Here is a 17,632-nt window from a genome sequence, read left to right as displayed (position 1 = left end):
AACAGCGCCGGCGCGTCCCGACAATCAATTCCGCGCGGCCCCGTTGGACAGCGCCGCCGTGTCCACCAGCAGGTCGAGCTGCGCCGTGCATTGGCGCGCGATCAGGCTGGATGCGATGCCGTCCAGCCCCGCCGTTTCCGGGCTGACCAGTGCGAAGCGAACATCGGCTGCACGCGATCCGTCGCTCAGGCGATAGGCGGCACCGTCACGGACTGGCACGGCGACCGGCCAGCCAGTCACTGATTCGCCGGCGGCGAAGCTTGCCGTCGCCTGCACGCCATCGCCGATGACGCGTACCGTTCCCGATTTGGCCGGATCCGCACGCCACAGGCGCACCGCGGCGGGATCGGCAACGCAAAGCGTTCCGGATTGCGCGACATCGACCATCCAGAGATTGGGTCGGCGTGGTGGAGCGGCCGGCGTTTCGCCAATGGTGCCGCGTACTGCCCCGGTTCTGGCGCGCCGCACCCGCTTGGTATCCAGCAGGGCGGAGAGCATCACATTATTGGCGGGTGCCGCACTGGCGGCGGCGGCGACGTTGAAGCTGCCGGGCCCACGCAGCGTCCGCGTGCCCTTCGCATCCAGCAGCGTCACCACATCGCCCGCTTTCAGCGTGAGCGATCCGCCATCGCCCAGTTTGCTGCCCGGCTTGTAGGTCGCGGCCGAGGGTCCGGTGGCGCGCACCACCATGGTCTCCGCTGCGGCCTGCCCGCCCAGCCCCGCAACGACATATCCGGCCAATGCGCCGCGCGCGGCAAGCTTACCCCAGACCATAGCTACTTCCTTCCCCGATATGCTCATAACGATATAGCAGATTGGCGATGGCCGCATCGTCCGGATGATGGTTAACCATCATTTTGAGACGTTGCCGCGCAGCGTTCTGCGCGTCGGCATCCTCGCCATCGAATACCGCCAATATCTGCGCCAGTGCCGCGCGTTCTCCGGCGGGAAAGTCCGGCGCCGGCTCGAACAGGTCGACCGGGGTCGATCGGCCGCGCAGTCGCACCCGCCCCATCGGACGCCACCAGTCCAGCCCCGACAGCAACATCGCTTCCCGGCTTGCCAGGACGTTCGTTTCCAGCGCCTTGTTTGCCGCCTCCAGCCGTGATGCCGTATTCATGCTGTCGCCGAGCGCGGTATATTGGATGCGCCCTTCGCCGCCGAAATTGCCGACGATCGCTTCGCCATGATGCAATCCGACGCGGGTCCGCCCGATCGGTGGCACGCCGGGGGGCAGGTCACGACGGAACGCTTCCCCCGCCCGCCACATGGCGTAGGCAGCAAGCGCGGCGTTGCGTCCGTCGTCCGGCCGGGCAATGGGCGCCCCCCAGAAGGCGACCACCGCATCGCCAACGAACTTGTCGATGGTTCCGCCATGGGCCAGCACCACATCGCTCAACATGTCGAGATAGCGATTGAGCAACTGGGCGACCATTTCTGGCGCAATGGCGTGGCTGAGCTTGGTGAAGCCCTCCAGGTCGGTGAACAGGGTGAAGATCAACCGCTTTTCGCCGTGCAGCGCCAGCTTCTCCGGCTCCGCCAATATCTGCGCGGCGATGTCGCGGGGCAGATATTTGCCCAGCGCCGCCTGCGCGAAGCGCCGCTGCTGAGAGGTCACGGCCCGCGCCGCCACGCCGATGGCCGTGAAGGCCAGCACCCAGCCCAGCACCCATCCGACCGCCGGCAGTCCCTTGGTGTCCCATCCCCGTGCCTGAAGCCAGAGGGGTACGCCCGCAATCGCCCCGGCCTGTACGACCAGCGCCGGCACCAGCGCGAACCATCGCAATTCCGCCAGGCTGGTCAAGCCCGCCGCGCAGACGACCAGCAGCGCCGCGAACCAGCGCCACCCCTCCGGCACTGCGGCCAGGCGTGCGCCGTCGAGCAATTGCGCCAGCATCGTCGCGTGCACTTCAAGCCCGATCATGGTCGAACGTGCCTGCCGCCCCGATAATGGCGTTTCGAACTGGTCGATATCGACGATATCACCGCCGATCAGCACGTGCCGCCCGCGCACCATGGCGGCGAGCGCCGGGGCCATGGCGGGATCGGCCAGGGTATCGATCTGGAGACTGGGAATCACCGGCTCCTCCGACCCGTCGGCCTGCCTGATCGGCAGGCGGAAGCGGATCGCGCCGCGATAGTCGCGAAAGGATGCGGAAGGCTGCATCGCCAGCGTCAGCAAGGGGGGCTGTCCTGGCGTCGGAACGGGCCAGCTTCGTACCACATTGTCCGCATCGGTTTCCAGCCGGATACTGGCGGGACGGACCCTGGCCGTCCGCGCCTCGCCGATGAAGCGATCAAGATATTGCTGCTGCTCGAAGATGATCTGTTCCTGATTGTCGCCCAGATTGGCGTAGCCGAGCCAGACCGGCGTGCGCATGGCGTGGAGGGTGGAGAGCAGTTCGCCATCCTCGTCCTGCGGCTGGTCGAACAGGATGTCGATCCCGATCGACTTTGCCCCCATGGCATCGATGTTCCGAAGCGCCCGCGCCAGCAGGCCCCGGTCGAGCGGCGACCGCTTGCGCGTGGCGATCAGGGTCTGGTCGTCATAGACCAGCATCAGGATGCGCTGGTCCTGCGCCACGCGGGGCGCGAAAGTCGCGGCTCGCCAGTCGTACAGGCCTCTCTCCGCATCGGCGGTCAGGACTTCTCGCGCCCTTCCGCCGCCCAGGGGACGGTTCCAGTCCCACCCGGCCAGGAACAGCGCCAGCAGCAAAAGCGCCCCCGTCGCTGCCAGGCGCCAGCGTCCCGTCTCCCGCACCAGTCGCGCGCCGCGGCGCAGCAGGCCCCGCATCGGCATGATGATCAGCGGCGCGCGATCAGTGGACGCGCGCCGTCGCCGATGATGGCGAAACCGGACCAGTAGAAGGGATGGGAGGTTTCCGCATCATCCATCAGCCTGATCTGTGCGGCCTGCAACGCCTCGGCCATGGGCTGGTCCGCCCCGGCGGCAAACAGGCCGGCCATGAGCCGCTCGGTCGCATGATAATCCTCTGGCGCGGGCCAGTGGCTGGCGATGACGGCGCGGCTTCCCGCACCGATGAAGGCGCGCACCAGCCCGTCCAGTGCGCCGCCGCCGCCCGAAAGTCCCGCCGCCCGCGTTGTCTCCACACCGGCCGCGCCCGCCGTGTCGCAGGCGGACAAAACGACCAGGTCAGCATTCAGCCGCAGGTCGAAAATCTCGCTGAACTGCAACAGGCCGTCCGATTTCCGGTCCGGCGCGAAGCTGGTGAGCAGGGCCGGGCGCGCCGGGCATCCCGGATGCGGCGGCGTCACGAGCCCATGGGTGGCGAAATGCAGGATGCGAAAGCGATCGAGGTCACTCCGCGCCATCACCGCTTCGTCCGTGAAGGCAGTGCCCGTAATCAGTTCGCTGCCCTGCCCGCCAATGGCCCGCGCCGCTTCCCGCAACTCCGTGGCGGGGATGGGACGGTTCCATTGCAAGGGCGACCAGCCGCAATCGGCCGTGGACCCGCTGGACAATGCGCCCCGGCTGGAGGCCGCCAGCACCGGCCCGGCAAGCGGCGCATTGTCGCCAAAGCCGATATAGCTCTGCGTCGCGCTGGAGGGCGCCGCCGCCCGGGCGTCGCGAAAGGCTCTCGCCGACAGGGCCGTGCTGACCGCATGGTCGCGGCCCAGCCAGTCAATGCCGCGAAAATCGAACTCGTCGCCCCCTTGGGCGATACGCGCCTCATAGGCGTCCACGCCCGCCTGACCGGCGATCAGCAGATTGACCGGCAGTTGCAGCATCGCGCCATCGGGCTCGAAGATCAGGTGCCGTAGCGGCTTCAACCGCTGCTCCACCGGTCCGAACAGGTCGAGATAGAGGCTGCGCGCCACCGGAACGTCCAGCGCGTAGGTGGTCTGCGCGCCATTGAGATCGATGGAGATCGTCTCGCGCAGCGCCGTCACCTTGCGCGCCACATCGGTCGCGCTGGCCACCAGCCGATATCCGGTCGCGCCGTCGGCATCGATCCAGAGGGCGTAAAGCGCGTCGCCCAGTTGCGCCAGCTTGTAATAGCCCTCGCCCGGTTTCAGCGTCGCCTGCATTTCGGCCAGCGTCAGCCCCTGCGGACTCAGCGCACGATATTGGGGATAGGCCGCCAATGCTGCCAGCGTACTGGCCTGATCGGCGGCAAGCTGGTCAATGTCGGCCTGCGCCTGCGCGACGTCGGGCAACAAGGCGCCCTGCCCCTCGGCCGCCTGCCGCAATTGCGCCAGGGCGATCCGCCCGCGCTCTATGTCGCGCGACAGGGACACCGACTGGCGGAAAAGCCGCGCTGCCTCTCCGTCACCGGCGGACAGCTCGCGGCTCAGTTGCTCCAGCGTATCGGCCGCGCCGGGGCGCATCAGCATCTGCGACGCCGCGAACAGATCGGCGGTCAGTTCAGGTCGCGTGGGAATTTCCTGCGCCAACAGACTGAAATAGGGCTGAAGCTGGTTCGCCATGCCGGTCAGCGCAGCGCGGTTCTCCATGGCGGAGGCGACGATGCCGCGATAAATCTTCAGCGCGTCCTCATTGCGACCCCGCCGGATCAGGAATGCGCCCAGCCGCGCTCGTGCGCCGTTCAATGCTATGGTTTCAGGATATTGCGCGCCCAGCAATGCCAGCGCCTCGTTCAGTTGACGCTCCGCCTGCCCATAATCCCCCTGCGCTTCATAGGTCAGGGCGATCTCTCCCAGAAGCTGGGCGCGCAGGCGGGTGATCGACGTGACGCGCCCGTCACGGATCGCGACGGCGCTGGCCAGCGCTCTTGTCAGCACATCCCGCGCCGGCCCCGGCTGGCCCGACAGGCGCAGGATCGTGCCCCGCAATTGCTGCGCCTGCGCGTCCAGGATCGCCGCCCGCTCGGCCGGGGTCAGCCTGTTGTCCTGCCGCACTCCCAGAGCCCGTGCCTGCGACGCCCCGCTGCTCATTTCCGCAGCCAGCTCCGGCGGCAGGGAAACCGCGTCATCGCCGTCAGTCGAGGCAGTCGCGCCGGCGGTCATGGGGCGATCGAGTATCGCGAGCGCGCCCGCTATGTCCTGCCGGTTGATGTGATGCATCGCCTCGAAATTGCGGCGCAGCCGGATCTGCACGGCATCGGCGGTGGCAATGCCGCGCGCATCCGCGAAGGCCGTGTCCGCCTGATCGAACAGACCCAGGTTGGACAATTGAAGGCCCCGGTTGACCAGATATTCATGCGCCCGGTTCGCCCGCTCGGTCGGAGTCAGCTTCGCCGTATCGGGATCGCGCGCGAGCCGGTCCGTCAGGCTGTCGAAGAACTCCGCCGCTTCGGCATAATTGCCCGACGCATTGCGCCTGTAGCCTTCAGCAAGCACCGTTTGCGGGTCCAGCGTCGCTGCCTGCAAACGGGCATAGCCGGCGCCGTTCGCACCCACGGTCGCGATATCGAGCTTACCCGGCACGATCCGCCCTGAAATGACCGAGCGGAGCCCAAGGTCAAGAGCGCTTGCATAGGCTGCATAGCCCTGCGCGACATAGACCGTCTTGCCGCGCTCGACGGTCAATATGCGATAGGGGCCGACTGCGCCGGTACAATTGCGCATGAGCGCCGCGCCAATTCCGGGCAGGTTGACACCGCCGGGCGCACCGCATTCGACCGCCCCCTTGCGGGAGGCTGCAAGCCGATCCAGCAATGCCTCACCAGCATCGTCCGAACCGCTTCGCAGCGCGAAAATCTGACCTACTGGACTAGCTGCATCCCGGCACACCAGCGTCCACGCGCGATCGAACATCGTCCGCGCGGAGGGATCGCCCGACGCGCTCTGCGCCTGGCACAGGGCGCCGCCCTCGCTGCCGATGCGAAAGCTGTCGCTCAGCAATAGCCGGTCGCCCGTCGCCTGCGCATGCGCCGTCACGGACAGACTCAATGCAGCCCATCCGGCAGCACCGCCAACCAGCTTCCCCAATATGCCCAAGACCTGTCCCCCAAACCTTGCCGGATATGTCCGTGCAGGGCCCCCTAGAGCGATTTCCAAGCGATCGGAATGATCGCCGGTCAGGAAATCGCGGTAAAAAGCTCAAACGGCGATCTAATGGCCGTTGCTGCTTGATCGGGTCGTCATAACGCCGCCCGATGCCGCGCCGCAAGGTGAAAGGCACTTGGAAGCGGCCCGTTCCAGCTCCTCCTACTGGAAGGTGAGGCAGGGAGGTAACAGTCGCGTAAGAATCGATCTCTCTTGCGCAATTTTTATTGCATCCTGTGATGGGGCTGATCTAGATTAGGTTTTGAATAGTATTCCTGAAATGGACGCAGGCCCATATCAGTCAATAAACATAATTATAATAGTCAGTTTGTTAAAAGGGAGGATGAGATGACGGGATTTCCGCGCCACGAAAACATATTGCGTTTATCGGCCTCATGCCTTGTTCTGGCACTGTCGAGCATTTCTACCGCCGCTTTTTCGCAAGAAACGGACAATTCCTCCGATTGGTCGGGTAACGAGATTATCGTTACTGCCACGAAACGCAACGAATCTATCCAGAATGTGCCCTTCTCCATCAATGCGCAGACCGCCGAAGCCATGCAGCGCATGGGCGCCACCTCCATCGAAGACGTATCGCGCAGCGTTGCCGGCCTGACGGTCCAGAATCTAGGGCCGGGGCAGAGCCAGGTCTCCGTGCGCGGCGTATCCGCCGGCCAGGTCGTTCGCGACCAGCCGGGCGTCAAGGAACAGGTTGGCGTCTATCTGGACGAGTCCGTGATCTCCATGTCGCTGTTCACGCCCGATTTCGATCTGTTCGACCTCGACCGGGTGGAAACGCTGCGCGGACCGCAGGGCACGCTGTTCGGATCCGGTTCGGAAGGCGGCACCGTCCGCTACATCACCAAGCAGCCGAAACTCGGCCAGACCGAGGGCACGGTCGAAGGCGGCGCCAATGTCCTGAAGGGTGGCGATGTCGGTTATTCGGGCAAGGGCGCGATCAACCTGCCCCTGGGCGAGACGGCGGCAATCCGGGCCGTGGGCTATGCCGAACATTATGCGGGCTTCATCGACGCCATCGGCCCGGCCGCGGGCAAGAATATCAATGACGGCCGCCGCTATGGCGGACGTCTCAGCCTGCTGTGGGAACCCGCGCCGGGCATCAAGGTGACGCCGCGCATCATCTATCAGGATATCAGGACAAACGGCTTCAACCGGGAGGACAGCTATCACCTCTATTATAACCCGCTGATCAGCCCGTCGGACGTCTTCCCGGAACGCACTCAATATCTGAAGCTGCGCGAGGAATTCCGCGACAAGACCACGCTCGCTGACCTGACGGCCAATATCGACATGGGGTCGGACATCGCGCTGACCTCGATCACCACCTATATTCACCGCGACATTCTGGTCAGCCGTGATGCGTCCGCGTTGACCGGGTCGGTGTCGGTCACGCCTTTCGTGATGTCCCTGGGCGTGGCGCCTGCTCTCGCCAATCTCCCATCCAATCTGAGGGACACGACCAGGCTCAAGCAATGGACGCAGGAACTGCGCCTTGCCTCGACCGGCGGAGGGCCGTTCCAATGGGTGCTGGGCGGCTTCTACAGCCATGTCGACCGCACCTATGAACAGCGCTTGCCGACGCCGGGCTATGACGCCATTGTCGACGCGACACTGGGTGCGGGCACTTCGGCCGGGGCAGCCAATGGCTTCCCGCTCGATTCGCCCTATAACGCCGACATTCCTTACATCATCAAGCAATATGCCGCATTTGGCGAGGCAAGCTACAAGCTTGGCCAGTTCAAGCTGACGGCGGGCGGTCGCTATTATGATTTCAAGGAGACGCGCGATTTCAAGACAGGTGGTCTCTTTTCCAACGGCGACAACCGCGTGGGCGACAAGACCGGTTCGACCGGCTTCTCCCCCCGTCTCATCGCCAGCTATGAAGCCAATCGCGACCTGACCTTCAACGTGCAGGCGTCCAAGGGTTTCCGCCTGGGCGGGGTCAACGATCCGCTGAACCTGCCGCTCTGCAGCGGCGGCGCCACCGGGCCGGATGCGGCGACCTATGGCAACCGTCCGACTTTCGAGGACGAGACGCTTTGGAACTATGAGGCCGGGGTCAAGGCGTCAGGCCGAGGCATCACGTTCAACGCCGCCCTCTTCTACAACGACATCAAGAACCTGCAGGTCACGGCGGATGCGGGAAGCTGTTCCTCGCGCGTCCTCTTCAACGTGCCGAAGGCTCATACGGCGGGCCTGGAAGCGGAACTGAGCGCCCGCATTTCCCCCAATTTCGATCTGTCGCTCAGCGGCAGTTATATCGACTCGAAGATCGACAGCAACGTCACTGACGCGGGCGGCGCGATCATCGCCGGCATCCGCAAGGGCAACCGCCTGCCCACCGTGCCGAAGTTCCAGATGGCGGCAGCGGCAACCTATACCGCGGAGATCGCGGCGGAAACCGATTGGTCTTTCACCGCCAGTGTCCAGCATGTGGGCGATCGCTACACCCAGCTTGCCGATCAGGAACCGGGTGCGGGCAGCTTCGCCAATTCCATCTATTATGATCCAGCAACCGGCGCCTACGGCACTGGCGCCTTCAACTTCGGTTCCTACAGATTGGGCGCCTATAATCTGGTCAACCTGTCGACCGGCGTCAGTTGGGACAGCGGCCTTTCGGTCACCCTCTATGTGAACAACCTGTTCGACGAGAATGCGCTGTATTCGTTGGACCGCGAGCGCGGCGGCCGGGGCCGGTTGGGTTACAATATCGGCACACCGCGCAAGATCGGCGTGACTGTCCGCAAGGACTTCTAAAAAGACGCCTGTGATCGGGACGCCGAAGGCCGGAGCGGCTTTCGGCGTCCTTATTTTGAGCGATACAGCCGTTCTCTCCGCCGCTATGGTCGGCGAATGATCGAGACCGGGAACGCAATCGCCACAGCCATGCGCTTTATCGATGGCGGCCTCTTCGCGATGGGTTCGGACCGCTTCTACCCGGAGGAAGCGCCCGTTCGGCAGGTACGCGTGGACGGCTTCTGGATCGATGAGACGCCCGTCACCAACCGGCAATTCGCGGAATTTGTCGACGCGACGGGTTACCGCACCTTTGCGGAAACCCCGCCAGACCCGAAGGATTATCCCGGCATGCCACCCGAAATGGCGCGCGCCGGGTCATTGCTGTTTCAGCGCACCGCCATGCCGGTCGATCTGAACGATGTCAGCCAATGGTGGCATTTCAGCTTCGGCACGGACTGGCGTCATCCCCACGGTCCCGACAGCAATCTGGACGATCTTTGGGATCATCCTGTGGTTCATGTCGTCTTTGAGGACGCCGACGCCTATGCCCGATGGGCGGGCAAGGCGTTGCCGACCGAGGCGGAATGGGAATTTGCGGCGCGCGGCGGGCTGGACGGCGCGGATTATGCCTGGGGCGATGAACTCGCGCCTGGTGGCGTTTGCCAGGCCAATTACTGGCAGGGCCTGTTTCCCTGCAGCAATCTGCTGGAGGACGGCTATGAACGGACCTCGCCAGTGCGCAGCTATGCGCCCAATGGCTATGGCCTTTACGATATGATCGGCAATGTCTGGGAATGGACGGCCGACTGGTATGCCCAGCCCAGGATCACGCGCAAGACGAAGGGAAGCTGCTGCGTTCCCGCGAACCCGCGGGGCGGCACGAAGCGCGAAAGCCTCGATCCCGTCAATCCCGACGTGCCTATCCCGCGAAAGGTGTTGAAGGGGGGATCCCATCTGTGTGCGCCCAGCTATTGCCAGCGCTATCGCCCTGCCGCACGCCACCCGCAGGCGGTGGACAGTTCCACCAGCCATATCGGCTTTCGCTGTGTCGTCCGCGATCCGCAGCGCTGAATATCAGAAAACGGAAATCTATCATGCTCAACATGCCATGGGACCAGCCCGCCACCATGATCGACCTCGACGGAAAGGCGCCGATCATCGGCACGATCCGCGATTGCGCCCAGCATTTTGCGATCTTCAAGCCCCATGCGAAGGAACAGGCGCGCATCCTGCTGACCCAGCCAGTCCATCGCGAAGGCCGCAAGACACGGACCTGGGTGCTGGAGCCATGGGAGATCGAAAAGCTGGTCGAACGGCTGAGGGCGGAAGTGCACTGAGATCGCGGCGGATCTGGAGCGGTCAATCCGATCGGATCGGACGACCGCCCATGTGTCCTGCCGCGATTTCCTGACCTTCGGATGATGCCACCCGACTGGAAATCGCTTCAACCAGGGTTCTTCAAACGGCCCCGCCCAAGGCCCTCACCAGCGCGACGCTCGCCCGCATCCGCTGGGTTTGCACCGCCAGCAAAGCCCGCTGCGCTTCCAGCGCGTCGGTCTGCGCCGTCACCACTTCCAGATAATCGGACGCGCCATCGCGATATCGCGTGAGCGCCAGTTCGCTGGTCCGCCCGGCCGCCGTCGCCGCGCCGCGCTGGCTCACCGCCTGATCGGCCAGATGCCGGTTCGCCGCCAGGGCATCCTCGACCTGCCGGAACGCGCCCAGCACGGTTTCCCGATAGCCCGCCGTCATTTCCTCATATTCCGCGCGCGACATTCTGACCCCCGCCCTGCGCCGTCCCCCGTCGAACAATGCCAGGACTGCGGATGCCGGGCCTAAACCCCAGAAGCTGTTTGGCTTGCTGAACAATTCGCCATGACTGGCCTGATAGCCGCCGGACAGTCCCAGCGTCAGCGTCGGGAAGAAGGCTGCCCTCGCCACGCCGATCCGTGCATTGGCCGCAAATATTCGCCGCTCGGCAGCGGCAATGTCCGGCCTTCGCTGCAACAGTTGCGAAGGGGCGCCGACCGGCAGTTCGGGCGCCCTGAGCGGCTGCACCCGCACCGGGATCGAAAAGTCGGACGCTATGGCCCCCACCAGCGCGGCGATCTCATGCTCGGTCGCCGCCCGCTCATTGGCGACGGCGGAAATCTGCGCCTGCGCATTGTCCAGCACGGTCTTCGCGCGATTGACGTCGATGCCGGACGCTATGCCGCCATCATGCCGCGTCGTGGTCAGGCGATAGGCCTTGCCGAACGCATCCACCGTCTGGCGCAGCAGTTCCGCCTCCGCATCCAGCCCGCGCAACCGGGCATAGGCATCCGCCACAGCCGCCTGAAGGCTAAGCCGGGCGGACGCAAGATCGGCTTCGCTTGCCTGCGTGTCAGCCCGCGCCGCTTTCACGCTGTTGCGGATGCGGCCCCACAGGTCCAACTCATAGTCGAGCGTCGCCCCGACCGAAAAATCATCATAGACCGGCGCCGCCCCATTGCCGCCGAAGCGATTGCCCGACAGCCGCTGACGGCTCGCGTCGCCCCCTGCGTTTACCTGTGGGAACAGGTCCGCCCGCTCGATCCCTGCCGCCGCCTTCGCCTGGTCATAGCGCGCCAACGCCGCCGCCAGGGTCGGGCTGGCCTGCTCCGCCCGCGCCTCCAGATCGTTCAGCACCGGGTCGCCAAAGGCTTCCCACCACTGGCCACGCGGAGCCTGATCCATCGGCGTCGCAGCCGTCCACCCTTCCAATTCCTTGAAATTCTGCGGCACCGGGGTTGCAGGTGGCCGATAGTCCGGCGCCATCGAACATCCCGCCAGCCCCACCACCAGCAGCAGAAACGCAATCCTGCGATCAACCCCCATGGGCCACATCCTTGGCAGCTCTCTGAACGTGCACCTTGTCGCCGCTGCGAATGGCGTCGGGCGGCGTGTCGATGACCCGGTCTGTTGGCCGGACCCCACCCGAAAGCAACACGACATTGCCCTCGTCGCGGGCGATGGTGACTGGCTTTACAGCCACGCGGCCATCCCCGCCCACCACCGCTACGGTCGGTCCGTCATTGCCGTAGAGGATCGCGCTTCCCGGCAAGGTCACGCCATTGCCGGATCCCGCCGGCACCTTGAAGCGGACCTGCGCGTAAGCACCCGGCTTCAGCGCGCCGTCGCCATTGTCCGCCTGCAACTGCACCAGCACCGCGCCTGACTGCGCATCTACCGCACCCGAACTGCTGGTCAGCATAGCATCGAAACTGCGCCCGGGATATTCCGGCAGGGTCAGCGTTGCCGCCATGCCGGGCCTGATGGCGGCCGAATAGCCCTGCGGCACGCGCACATAGATGCGCATCCGGTGGGTGTCCGACACGGTGAACAGGGGCTGGGCCGCCGCATTGCCCGCCACCACCAGCGCCCCGATCTGCGCCGACCGGCTGGTCACTACGCCGCTGAACGGCGCCGACAGCCGGGTGAATCCTTGCAGCGCCTGCAAGCGTTTCACATTGGCGAGCGCGGCGTTGGACAGCGCCTTGCGCGCGGCAAGATCGCCGGCCTTCTCGTCCGCCTCCTGCCGTGAAACGGCATCCTGCGCCAACATCGACGACCACCGCCGGGAGGTGGTGGCGGCCAGCCGTTCATTGGCGAGCGCGGTCTGATAATCCGCCTGCGCCTGCGCGAGCTGCTGGTCAACCTCTGGCGCGTCCAATATGGCAAGCGGCTCGCCGGCCCGGACATGATCGCCGATATCGGCCAGCCAGCGCCGCACATAGCCGTTGGTCCGGGCAAAGATCGCCGCGCTGTTATAGGCCTGAACATTGCCAGGCAGAACCAGCGCGTCGCCCTCGCCGGCGGTGGCGGGCATCACGACCGCGACGGTGGGTATGGCGGCGTCGGCGGCCACCTGCTTCAGCTCATTGGTCGCGTGGATGCGCGATGCGATGCCCAGGCCGACAACAGCGACGGCGATGACCGCCGCACCGACGCCCACCCGCTTCAGCGTGCGGCTGTCGGGGCCTTGTGCCTCGGGATGTTCGATGGGGTTGTGCTCAGACATGGTGGGGCTGCATTTCCAGGGAAGGCGCCTTCTGCCCATGCTTGCGATGGACGAAGGCAAAAATGGTGGGGACGAAGAACAGGGTTGCGGTGGTCGCGCAGATCAGGCCGCCGATGACGGCGCGGCCAAGCGGCGCATTCTGCTCGCCGCCATCGCCCAGGCCGAGCGCCATCGGTCCCATTCCGATGATCATGGCGAGCGCGGTCATCAGCACCGGGCGAAAGCGCACCATGCCCGCCTCCAGCGCGGCCTTGCCGGCATCGCCGAGTTCGGCGAGCTTTTCCCGCGCAAAGCTGACGACCAGGATGGAGTTGGCGGTCGCCACGCCCATGCACATGATCGCCCCGGTCAGCGCCGGCACGGACAATGTCGTGCCGGTAATGAACAGCATCCACACAATGCCCGCCAGCGCCGCGGGCAAGGCGGTGATGATCACGAAGGGATCGACCCAGCTCTGGAAATTGACGACGATCAACAGGTAGATCAGCACGATCGCCCCCGCCAGACCCCAGCCAAGCCCCGAAAAGGCCGTGTTCATCGTCGCATATTGGCCGCGAATTGTGACGGTCGTGCCCTTGGGCAGTTCCTTCTCCAATGATTTGATCGCCCGTTGAACATCGGCGGCGACCGCGCCCAGATCCCGTCCCTGCGTCGTCGCGAAAATGTCCAGCACGGGCGCAATATCATAGTGCGTGACAACCGGCACCGTGTTGGACCGCCGGATCGTCGCCAGCCCGCCCAGCGGCTGAACAGGGGCGCCGGACGCACTGCTCGACACCGGCACATTGCTGAGATCGCTCATCGATCCCACAAGATATTCCGGCGCCTGCGCGACCACCGGATACTGGACGCCGTTTTCCGGATTCACGAAATAGACCGGTGCCGTTTGCGAAGTACCCGCAAGCTGGCTGGCCAGGCTGGTCGTCACGTCGCGCTCCGAAAGTCCATATTGCCCGACCCGCGAACGGTCGACCTCCACCTCGAGCTGGGGCGAGCGTGCCGGCTGCTGGATACGGGCATCGGCCAGCCCGGAAATGGCCGCCATCCTCGCCAGCAGCTTCTGGGCATAGGCGCGGTTGCCATCGGCATTCTTGCCCGCAATCTGCACGTCGATGGGGGCTGGCGCGCCGAAATTTAGGATCTGGCTGGTGATGTCGGCCGGCAGGAAGGCGAAGCTCGTTCCAGGGAAGCGACGGGGCAATTCCCGCCGCAGCTTCGCGACAATCTCGTCGGTCGGCCGGTGATCCCTCGTCAGGGCGATCAGCATGTCGCCATCCTGCGGGCCAATGGTGCCGCTATTGTTGTAGATGGTGTTGATGCCGCTGACCGGCAGGCCGATATTGTCCGTGATGGAGGCGAGTTCCTCCGCCGGAATCATCGAGCGGACTTCCCGCGCGATGCGATCGAAGCGCGCGGCACTGTCTTCGATCCGCGCGCCCACCGGCACGCGCACATGCATCGCGATCTGGCCGGAATCGACCGAGGGGAAGAAATTGCTGCCCAGCATCGGCAGCAGCGCGAAGGACAGCAGCACAATGGCCATGAAGCCCAGCAGGAAGGGCTTGCGCGCATGGAGAGCCCGGTGCAGCAGCCCGACATAGCCGCGCCTGGTCTTCTCGAAGCGCTTTTCGAACCCGCGCTGGAACCGGACCAGCGGATTGCGGGAAGCGGGCGCCCCGGCCAGGTGCATATCGCCCCCCTCGGCATGGGGCTTCAGCAGATACATCGCCATGGTCGGCACCAGCGTCCGCGACAGGATGAAGGACGCGATCATCGCGAATACGACGGACAGGGCCATCGGCACGAACAGGAAGCCTGCGACGCCGGGCAGGAAGAACATCGGCACGAAAACGATGCATATGCACAGCAGCGATACGAAGGCCGGCGTCACGATCTGCGCCGCGCCGTCCAATATGGCTTCGATCACGCCCTTGCCCTGTTCCAGATGCCAGTTGATATTTTCTATGGTCACGGTCGCATCGTCGACCAATATGCCGACCGCCAGGGCCAGACCGCCCAGCGTCATGACGTTCAGCGTCTGGCCAAAAGCCGCCAGCGCCGCGATGGCGGCCAATATGGCGAGCGGGATCGACAGGGCGATGATCACCGTCGAACGCCAGGATCCCAGGAACAGCAGGATCATCAGCGATGTCAGCGCCGCAGCGATCGCGCCTTCATGAATGACGCCTTCCACGGCTGCCTTCACGAAAAGCGACTGATCGCCGATGGGCAGGATCTTGAGCGTGTCGGGCAGGCCCGCGGCAATCTGCGGCAGTTTCTGCTTGACGCCGTCAACGATCGCCAGGGTGGAGGTCGCGCCGTTCTTGAGGACGGTCAGCAGCACCGACCGGCTGCCCTCGACATGCACGATATTCTGCTGCGGACCGCTGCCGTCGCGAACATGCGCGACGTCCCGCATGGTGATGGTCGCGCCGTTCACGACCTTGACCGGCAGGTCGTTCAGTGCCTCGATGGAGGACGGGGCGTTGTTCAACTTCACGCTATATTGCGTTTCGCCGATCTTGACGAAGCCGGCCGGGTTGATCTGGTTCTGCGCCGCGATGGCAGCGCCCACATCCTGCGCCGACAGCCCCTTCGATTGAAGCGCCAGCGGGTTGAGGTCGATCTGAACCTGCCGCTGCTTGCCGCCGGACGGGAATGGCATGGCAAGACCGGGCACCGTGATCAGAGGCGGGCGGACCTGGTTCATGCCCATGTCGAACAATTGCTGTTCCGACAGCCCCTTTCCCGACAGGGCAAGCTGGAGGATGGGAACGGTCGATGCACTATAGTTCAGGATCAGCGGTGGCGTAATTCCCGGCGGCATCTGGCGCAGCACGGTCTGCGACACCGATGTCACCTGCGCCGTGGCGGTCCGGATGTCGGCGCCCGGCTGGAAATAGATCTTGATGACGCCGATACCCTGAAGCGACTGGCTCTCGATATGGTCGATATCATTGACCGTCGTCGTCAGCACCCGCTCATAGGGATTGACGATGCGGTTCGCCATGTCCTCCGGCGACAGGCCCGCATATTGCCAGGCAACGGCCACCACCGGGATGCGGATGTTGGGGAAGATGTCGACCGGGGTGCGCACGGCCGCCAGAACCCCGCCGATCGCGATCAGGATTGCCATTACGATGAAGGTCAGCGGACGATGTAGGGCAACCTTGACGATATCGATCATTCACGACTCCACGCAAGCGCCGCCAGGTGATCCCCGCCGCACATGAAACGCGACCTCTCCGAATATATTTTCGCCTTCTGGGACCAGGGACGAACAGCGCCAGGAAATGCGCATATCTTTTTTTGCATTTTCAGGCGATTGTCGATGACCGGCCTGCCTGACAAAGCGCCCAAGAATGCGACGACATCCCCGACCATGGCGGAGTGCTGCGGCAATGAGGGGGCATAGCCCGCGCACCTCCGCCCGACGGTCATGGGACACCGCCGCATTCGGAAACGCCCATGCGCCCTTGGACATTCCACGTCTAATATATAATATGGCATGATCGATATCTTTGACGACATGATATATGGACCTGCGCCACCTTCGTTATTTCCTGTGCGTCGCTGAAGAGATGCATTTTGGCCGCGCCGCGCTTCGCCTTGGCATATCCCAGCCGCCGCTCAGCCAGCAAATCCGCGCCCTGGAGGAGGAGCTTGGCGTCCGCCTGTTCGATCGCACCAGCCGCAAGGTGCGCCTGACGGAGGCCGGCCGGCTGTTCGAGCCGGAAGCCCGCAGGACGCTTGCCCAGGCCGACCGCGCCGCACAGATCGCGCGCATGGCGCAGCGTGCGGAGATCGGGCGGCTGGGACTGGGTTTCACTACGTCCGGACCCTTCGTGCCGCCGATCGCGCGCGCACTCTACCGCTTCCGCAAAGCCCATCCCGACGTCGAACTGATCCTGCGCGAACAGGGCCGGGACGAACAGATAGAGGGGGTCGCCAGCCGCCAGCTCGATCTTGGAATCTTGCGTGATTTCACGGCATTGACGCTGCCTGATGGCTTGCTGTCGCAATGCCTGCTCAAGGAAGAGATGGTCCTGGCGCTGCGCGCGGATCATCCGCTGGCGTTGAGGGCGGCCCCTCCCCGGATTGCCGACCTTTTCGATGAACCGCTGGTCCTGTACGGCGCACCCAATGGCACCGGCTTCACGGAACATTTCCGGGCCCTTTGCACGGAGGCTGGCTTCGTCCCCAAAATCTCCCATGAAGCCCGCAGCCTGGCCACTCTGCTGGGCCTGGTTTCGGCGGGGTTCGGGCCTACGGTCATACCCTTGTCAATGGCGCGGCTACACCTTGACAATGTGGTCAACCGCCCGTTCGACTTGCCGGTCATGAGTTCGCTCTGGCTGATCCACGATCGGGAACTGTCGCCCACCGGCCTGGCGTTCCTCGACACCCTGCTCGAAGAATGCCGGTCGACCGGAATCACTTCCAGCGACAGCCGATGCGCCACCCCGCCATGACGGGGTTCATCGCCCAATGCTTCATCAGGGAACGACCGCTGATGAAGGCGCCGATGAAGCCGCCCCTTCCCATTTCTTTTCCCAGCCTCTATGCACGGCCGTGAAGACCGGTTTCGGTTGGTCTTCATGATCGCGCCGGTGCCCTCGCAAGGGGCTTAATAGGGAATGCGGTGATGAATCCGCAGCTGTCCCTGCAACTGTAAGCGGTGAGCGAGACGCATAGCGATCCTCCGGAACACCGGATGATCAGCCACTGGGCCGGACGCTAAACCATGCGAGGCCTGGGAAGGCCATGCGCCGAGCCGTGACCCGCAAGCCAGGAAACCTGCCTGCGTCTGGTCGCTCTTGCCTTGGTCCAGGGGATGGCCGCGGCACGGTCCTCCGTCTGAGC

10 protein-coding genes and 1 riboswitch are annotated in these 17,632 nt (G+C 64.7%); of the genes, 4 read left to right on the top strand and 6 right to left on the bottom strand.

Annotated features, from left to right (window positions below; all coding sequences use genetic code 11):
* Window positions 1–24 precede the first annotated feature (24 nt).
* From MRBLMA1_RS08105 to MRBLMA1_RS08095, 3 genes are read right to left on the bottom strand one after another with little or no spacing between them, the layout of a single operon-like run.
* A complete protein-coding gene (locus MRBLMA1_RS08105) occupies window positions 25–774 on the bottom strand; it encodes a hypothetical protein (protein ID WP_363736008.1) in 750 nt (249 codons plus the stop codon).
* On the bottom strand, window positions 761–2,800 hold the full coding sequence (locus tag MRBLMA1_RS08100) for an adenylate/guanylate cyclase domain-containing protein (RefSeq protein ID WP_363736007.1): 2,040 nt from the start codon (window positions 2,798–2,800) through the stop codon (window positions 761–763). The genes MRBLMA1_RS08105 and MRBLMA1_RS08100 overlap by 14 nt, the downstream gene beginning before the upstream one ends.
* 5 nt (window positions 2,801–2,805) lie before the next feature.
* Window positions 2,806–5,874, bottom strand: coding sequence for a CHAT domain-containing protein (locus MRBLMA1_RS08095; RefSeq protein ID WP_414714762.1), 3,069 nt, complete (start codon window positions 5,872–5,874; stop codon window positions 2,806–2,808).
* 444 nt (window positions 5,875–6,318) lie between these two features.
* On the opposite strand from MRBLMA1_RS08095, the gene MRBLMA1_RS08090 reads away from it, so the two are divergent.
* The 3 genes from MRBLMA1_RS08090 to MRBLMA1_RS08080 all read left to right on the top strand — a co-directional run bounded on the left by MRBLMA1_RS08090 (window position 6,319) and on the right by MRBLMA1_RS08080 (window position 10,067).
* Window positions 6,319–8,748, top strand: a complete 2,430-nt coding sequence (locus MRBLMA1_RS08090; protein WP_363736005.1) for a TonB-dependent receptor — start codon at window positions 6,319–6,321, stop codon at window positions 8,746–8,748.
* A gap of 129 nt (window positions 8,749–8,877) precedes the next feature.
* On the top strand, window positions 8,878–9,801 hold the full coding sequence (locus MRBLMA1_RS08085) for a formylglycine-generating enzyme family protein (protein WP_363736875.1): 924 nt from the start codon (window positions 8,878–8,880) through the stop codon (window positions 9,799–9,801).
* A 23-nt stretch (window positions 9,802–9,824) separates the two neighbouring features.
* Window positions 9,825–10,067 carry a hypothetical protein gene (locus MRBLMA1_RS08080; protein WP_013053883.1) on the top strand — a complete coding sequence of 81 codons (243 nt, stop codon included), beginning with the start codon at window positions 9,825–9,827 and terminating at the stop codon, window positions 10,065–10,067.
* Window positions 10,068–10,188: 121 nt separating this feature from the next.
* On the opposite strand, the gene MRBLMA1_RS08075 is transcribed toward MRBLMA1_RS08080, so the two are convergent.
* From MRBLMA1_RS08075 to MRBLMA1_RS08065, 3 genes are read right to left on the bottom strand one after another with little or no spacing between them, the layout of a single operon-like run.
* Complete coding sequence (locus tag MRBLMA1_RS08075; RefSeq protein ID WP_363736004.1) at window positions 10,189–11,586, bottom strand: efflux transporter outer membrane subunit; 1,398 nt, start codon at window positions 11,584–11,586, stop codon at window positions 10,189–10,191.
* Window positions 11,576–12,769: an efflux RND transporter periplasmic adaptor subunit gene (locus MRBLMA1_RS08070; RefSeq protein WP_363736003.1), complete on the bottom strand. Its 1,194-nt coding sequence runs from the start codon at window positions 12,767–12,769 to the stop codon at window positions 11,576–11,578. Before MRBLMA1_RS08070 ends, MRBLMA1_RS08075 begins: the two co-directional genes overlap by 11 nt.
* Complete coding sequence (locus MRBLMA1_RS08065) at window positions 12,762–15,956, bottom strand: efflux RND transporter permease subunit (RefSeq protein ID WP_363736002.1); 3,195 nt, start codon at window positions 15,954–15,956, stop codon at window positions 12,762–12,764. The genes MRBLMA1_RS08070 and MRBLMA1_RS08065 overlap by 8 nt, the downstream gene beginning before the upstream one ends.
* 349 nt (window positions 15,957–16,305) lie before the next feature.
* On the opposite strand from MRBLMA1_RS08065, the gene MRBLMA1_RS08060 reads away from it, so the two are divergent.
* A complete protein-coding gene (locus MRBLMA1_RS08060; protein WP_363736001.1) occupies window positions 16,306–17,241 on the top strand; it encodes a LysR substrate-binding domain-containing protein in 936 nt (311 codons plus the stop codon).
* Window positions 17,242–17,360: 119 nt separating this feature from the next.
* Window positions 17,361–17,588: riboswitch (cobalamin riboswitch) on the top strand.
* Window positions 17,589–17,632: the final 44 nt, after the last annotated feature.

The organism is Sphingobium sp. LMA1-1-1.1 (assembly GCF_040676365.1).
Classification (GTDB): Bacteria; Pseudomonadota; Alphaproteobacteria; order Sphingomonadales; family Sphingomonadaceae; genus Sphingobium.
The sequence above is the reverse complement of the archived record's forward strand: the minus strand, read 5'-3'. Positions and strand labels throughout refer to the sequence as shown.

What these genes read in the sequence shown, in the direction of transcription:
- MRBLMA1_RS08105 (WP_363736008.1), bottom strand. Translation starts at nt 774, where the DNA reads ATGGTCTGGGGTAAGCTTGCCGCGCGCGGCGCATTGGCCGGATATGTC.
- MRBLMA1_RS08100 (WP_363736007.1), bottom strand. Translation starts at nt 2,800, where the DNA reads ATGCCGATGCGGGGCCTGCTGCGCCGCGGCGCGCGACTGGTGCGGGAG.
- MRBLMA1_RS08090 (WP_363736005.1), top strand. Translation starts at nt 6,319, where the DNA reads ATGACGGGATTTCCGCGCCACGAAAACATATTGCGTTTATCGGCCTCA.
- MRBLMA1_RS08085 (WP_363736875.1), top strand. Translation starts at nt 8,878, where the DNA reads ATGCGCTTTATCGATGGCGGCCTCTTCGCGATGGGTTCGGACCGCTTC.
- MRBLMA1_RS08080 (WP_013053883.1), top strand. Translation starts at nt 9,825, where the DNA reads ATGCTCAACATGCCATGGGACCAGCCCGCCACCATGATCGACCTCGAC.
- MRBLMA1_RS08075 (WP_363736004.1), bottom strand. Translation starts at nt 11,586, where the DNA reads ATGGGGGTTGATCGCAGGATTGCGTTTCTGCTGCTGGTGGTGGGGCTG.
- MRBLMA1_RS08070 (WP_363736003.1), bottom strand. Translation starts at nt 12,769, where the DNA reads ATGTCTGAGCACAACCCCATCGAACATCCCGAGGCACAAGGCCCCGAC.
- MRBLMA1_RS08065 (WP_363736002.1), bottom strand. Translation starts at nt 15,956, where the DNA reads ATGATCGATATCGTCAAGGTTGCCCTACATCGTCCGCTGACCTTCATC.
- MRBLMA1_RS08060 (WP_363736001.1), top strand. Translation starts at nt 16,306, where the DNA reads ATGGACCTGCGCCACCTTCGTTATTTCCTGTGCGTCGCTGAAGAGATG.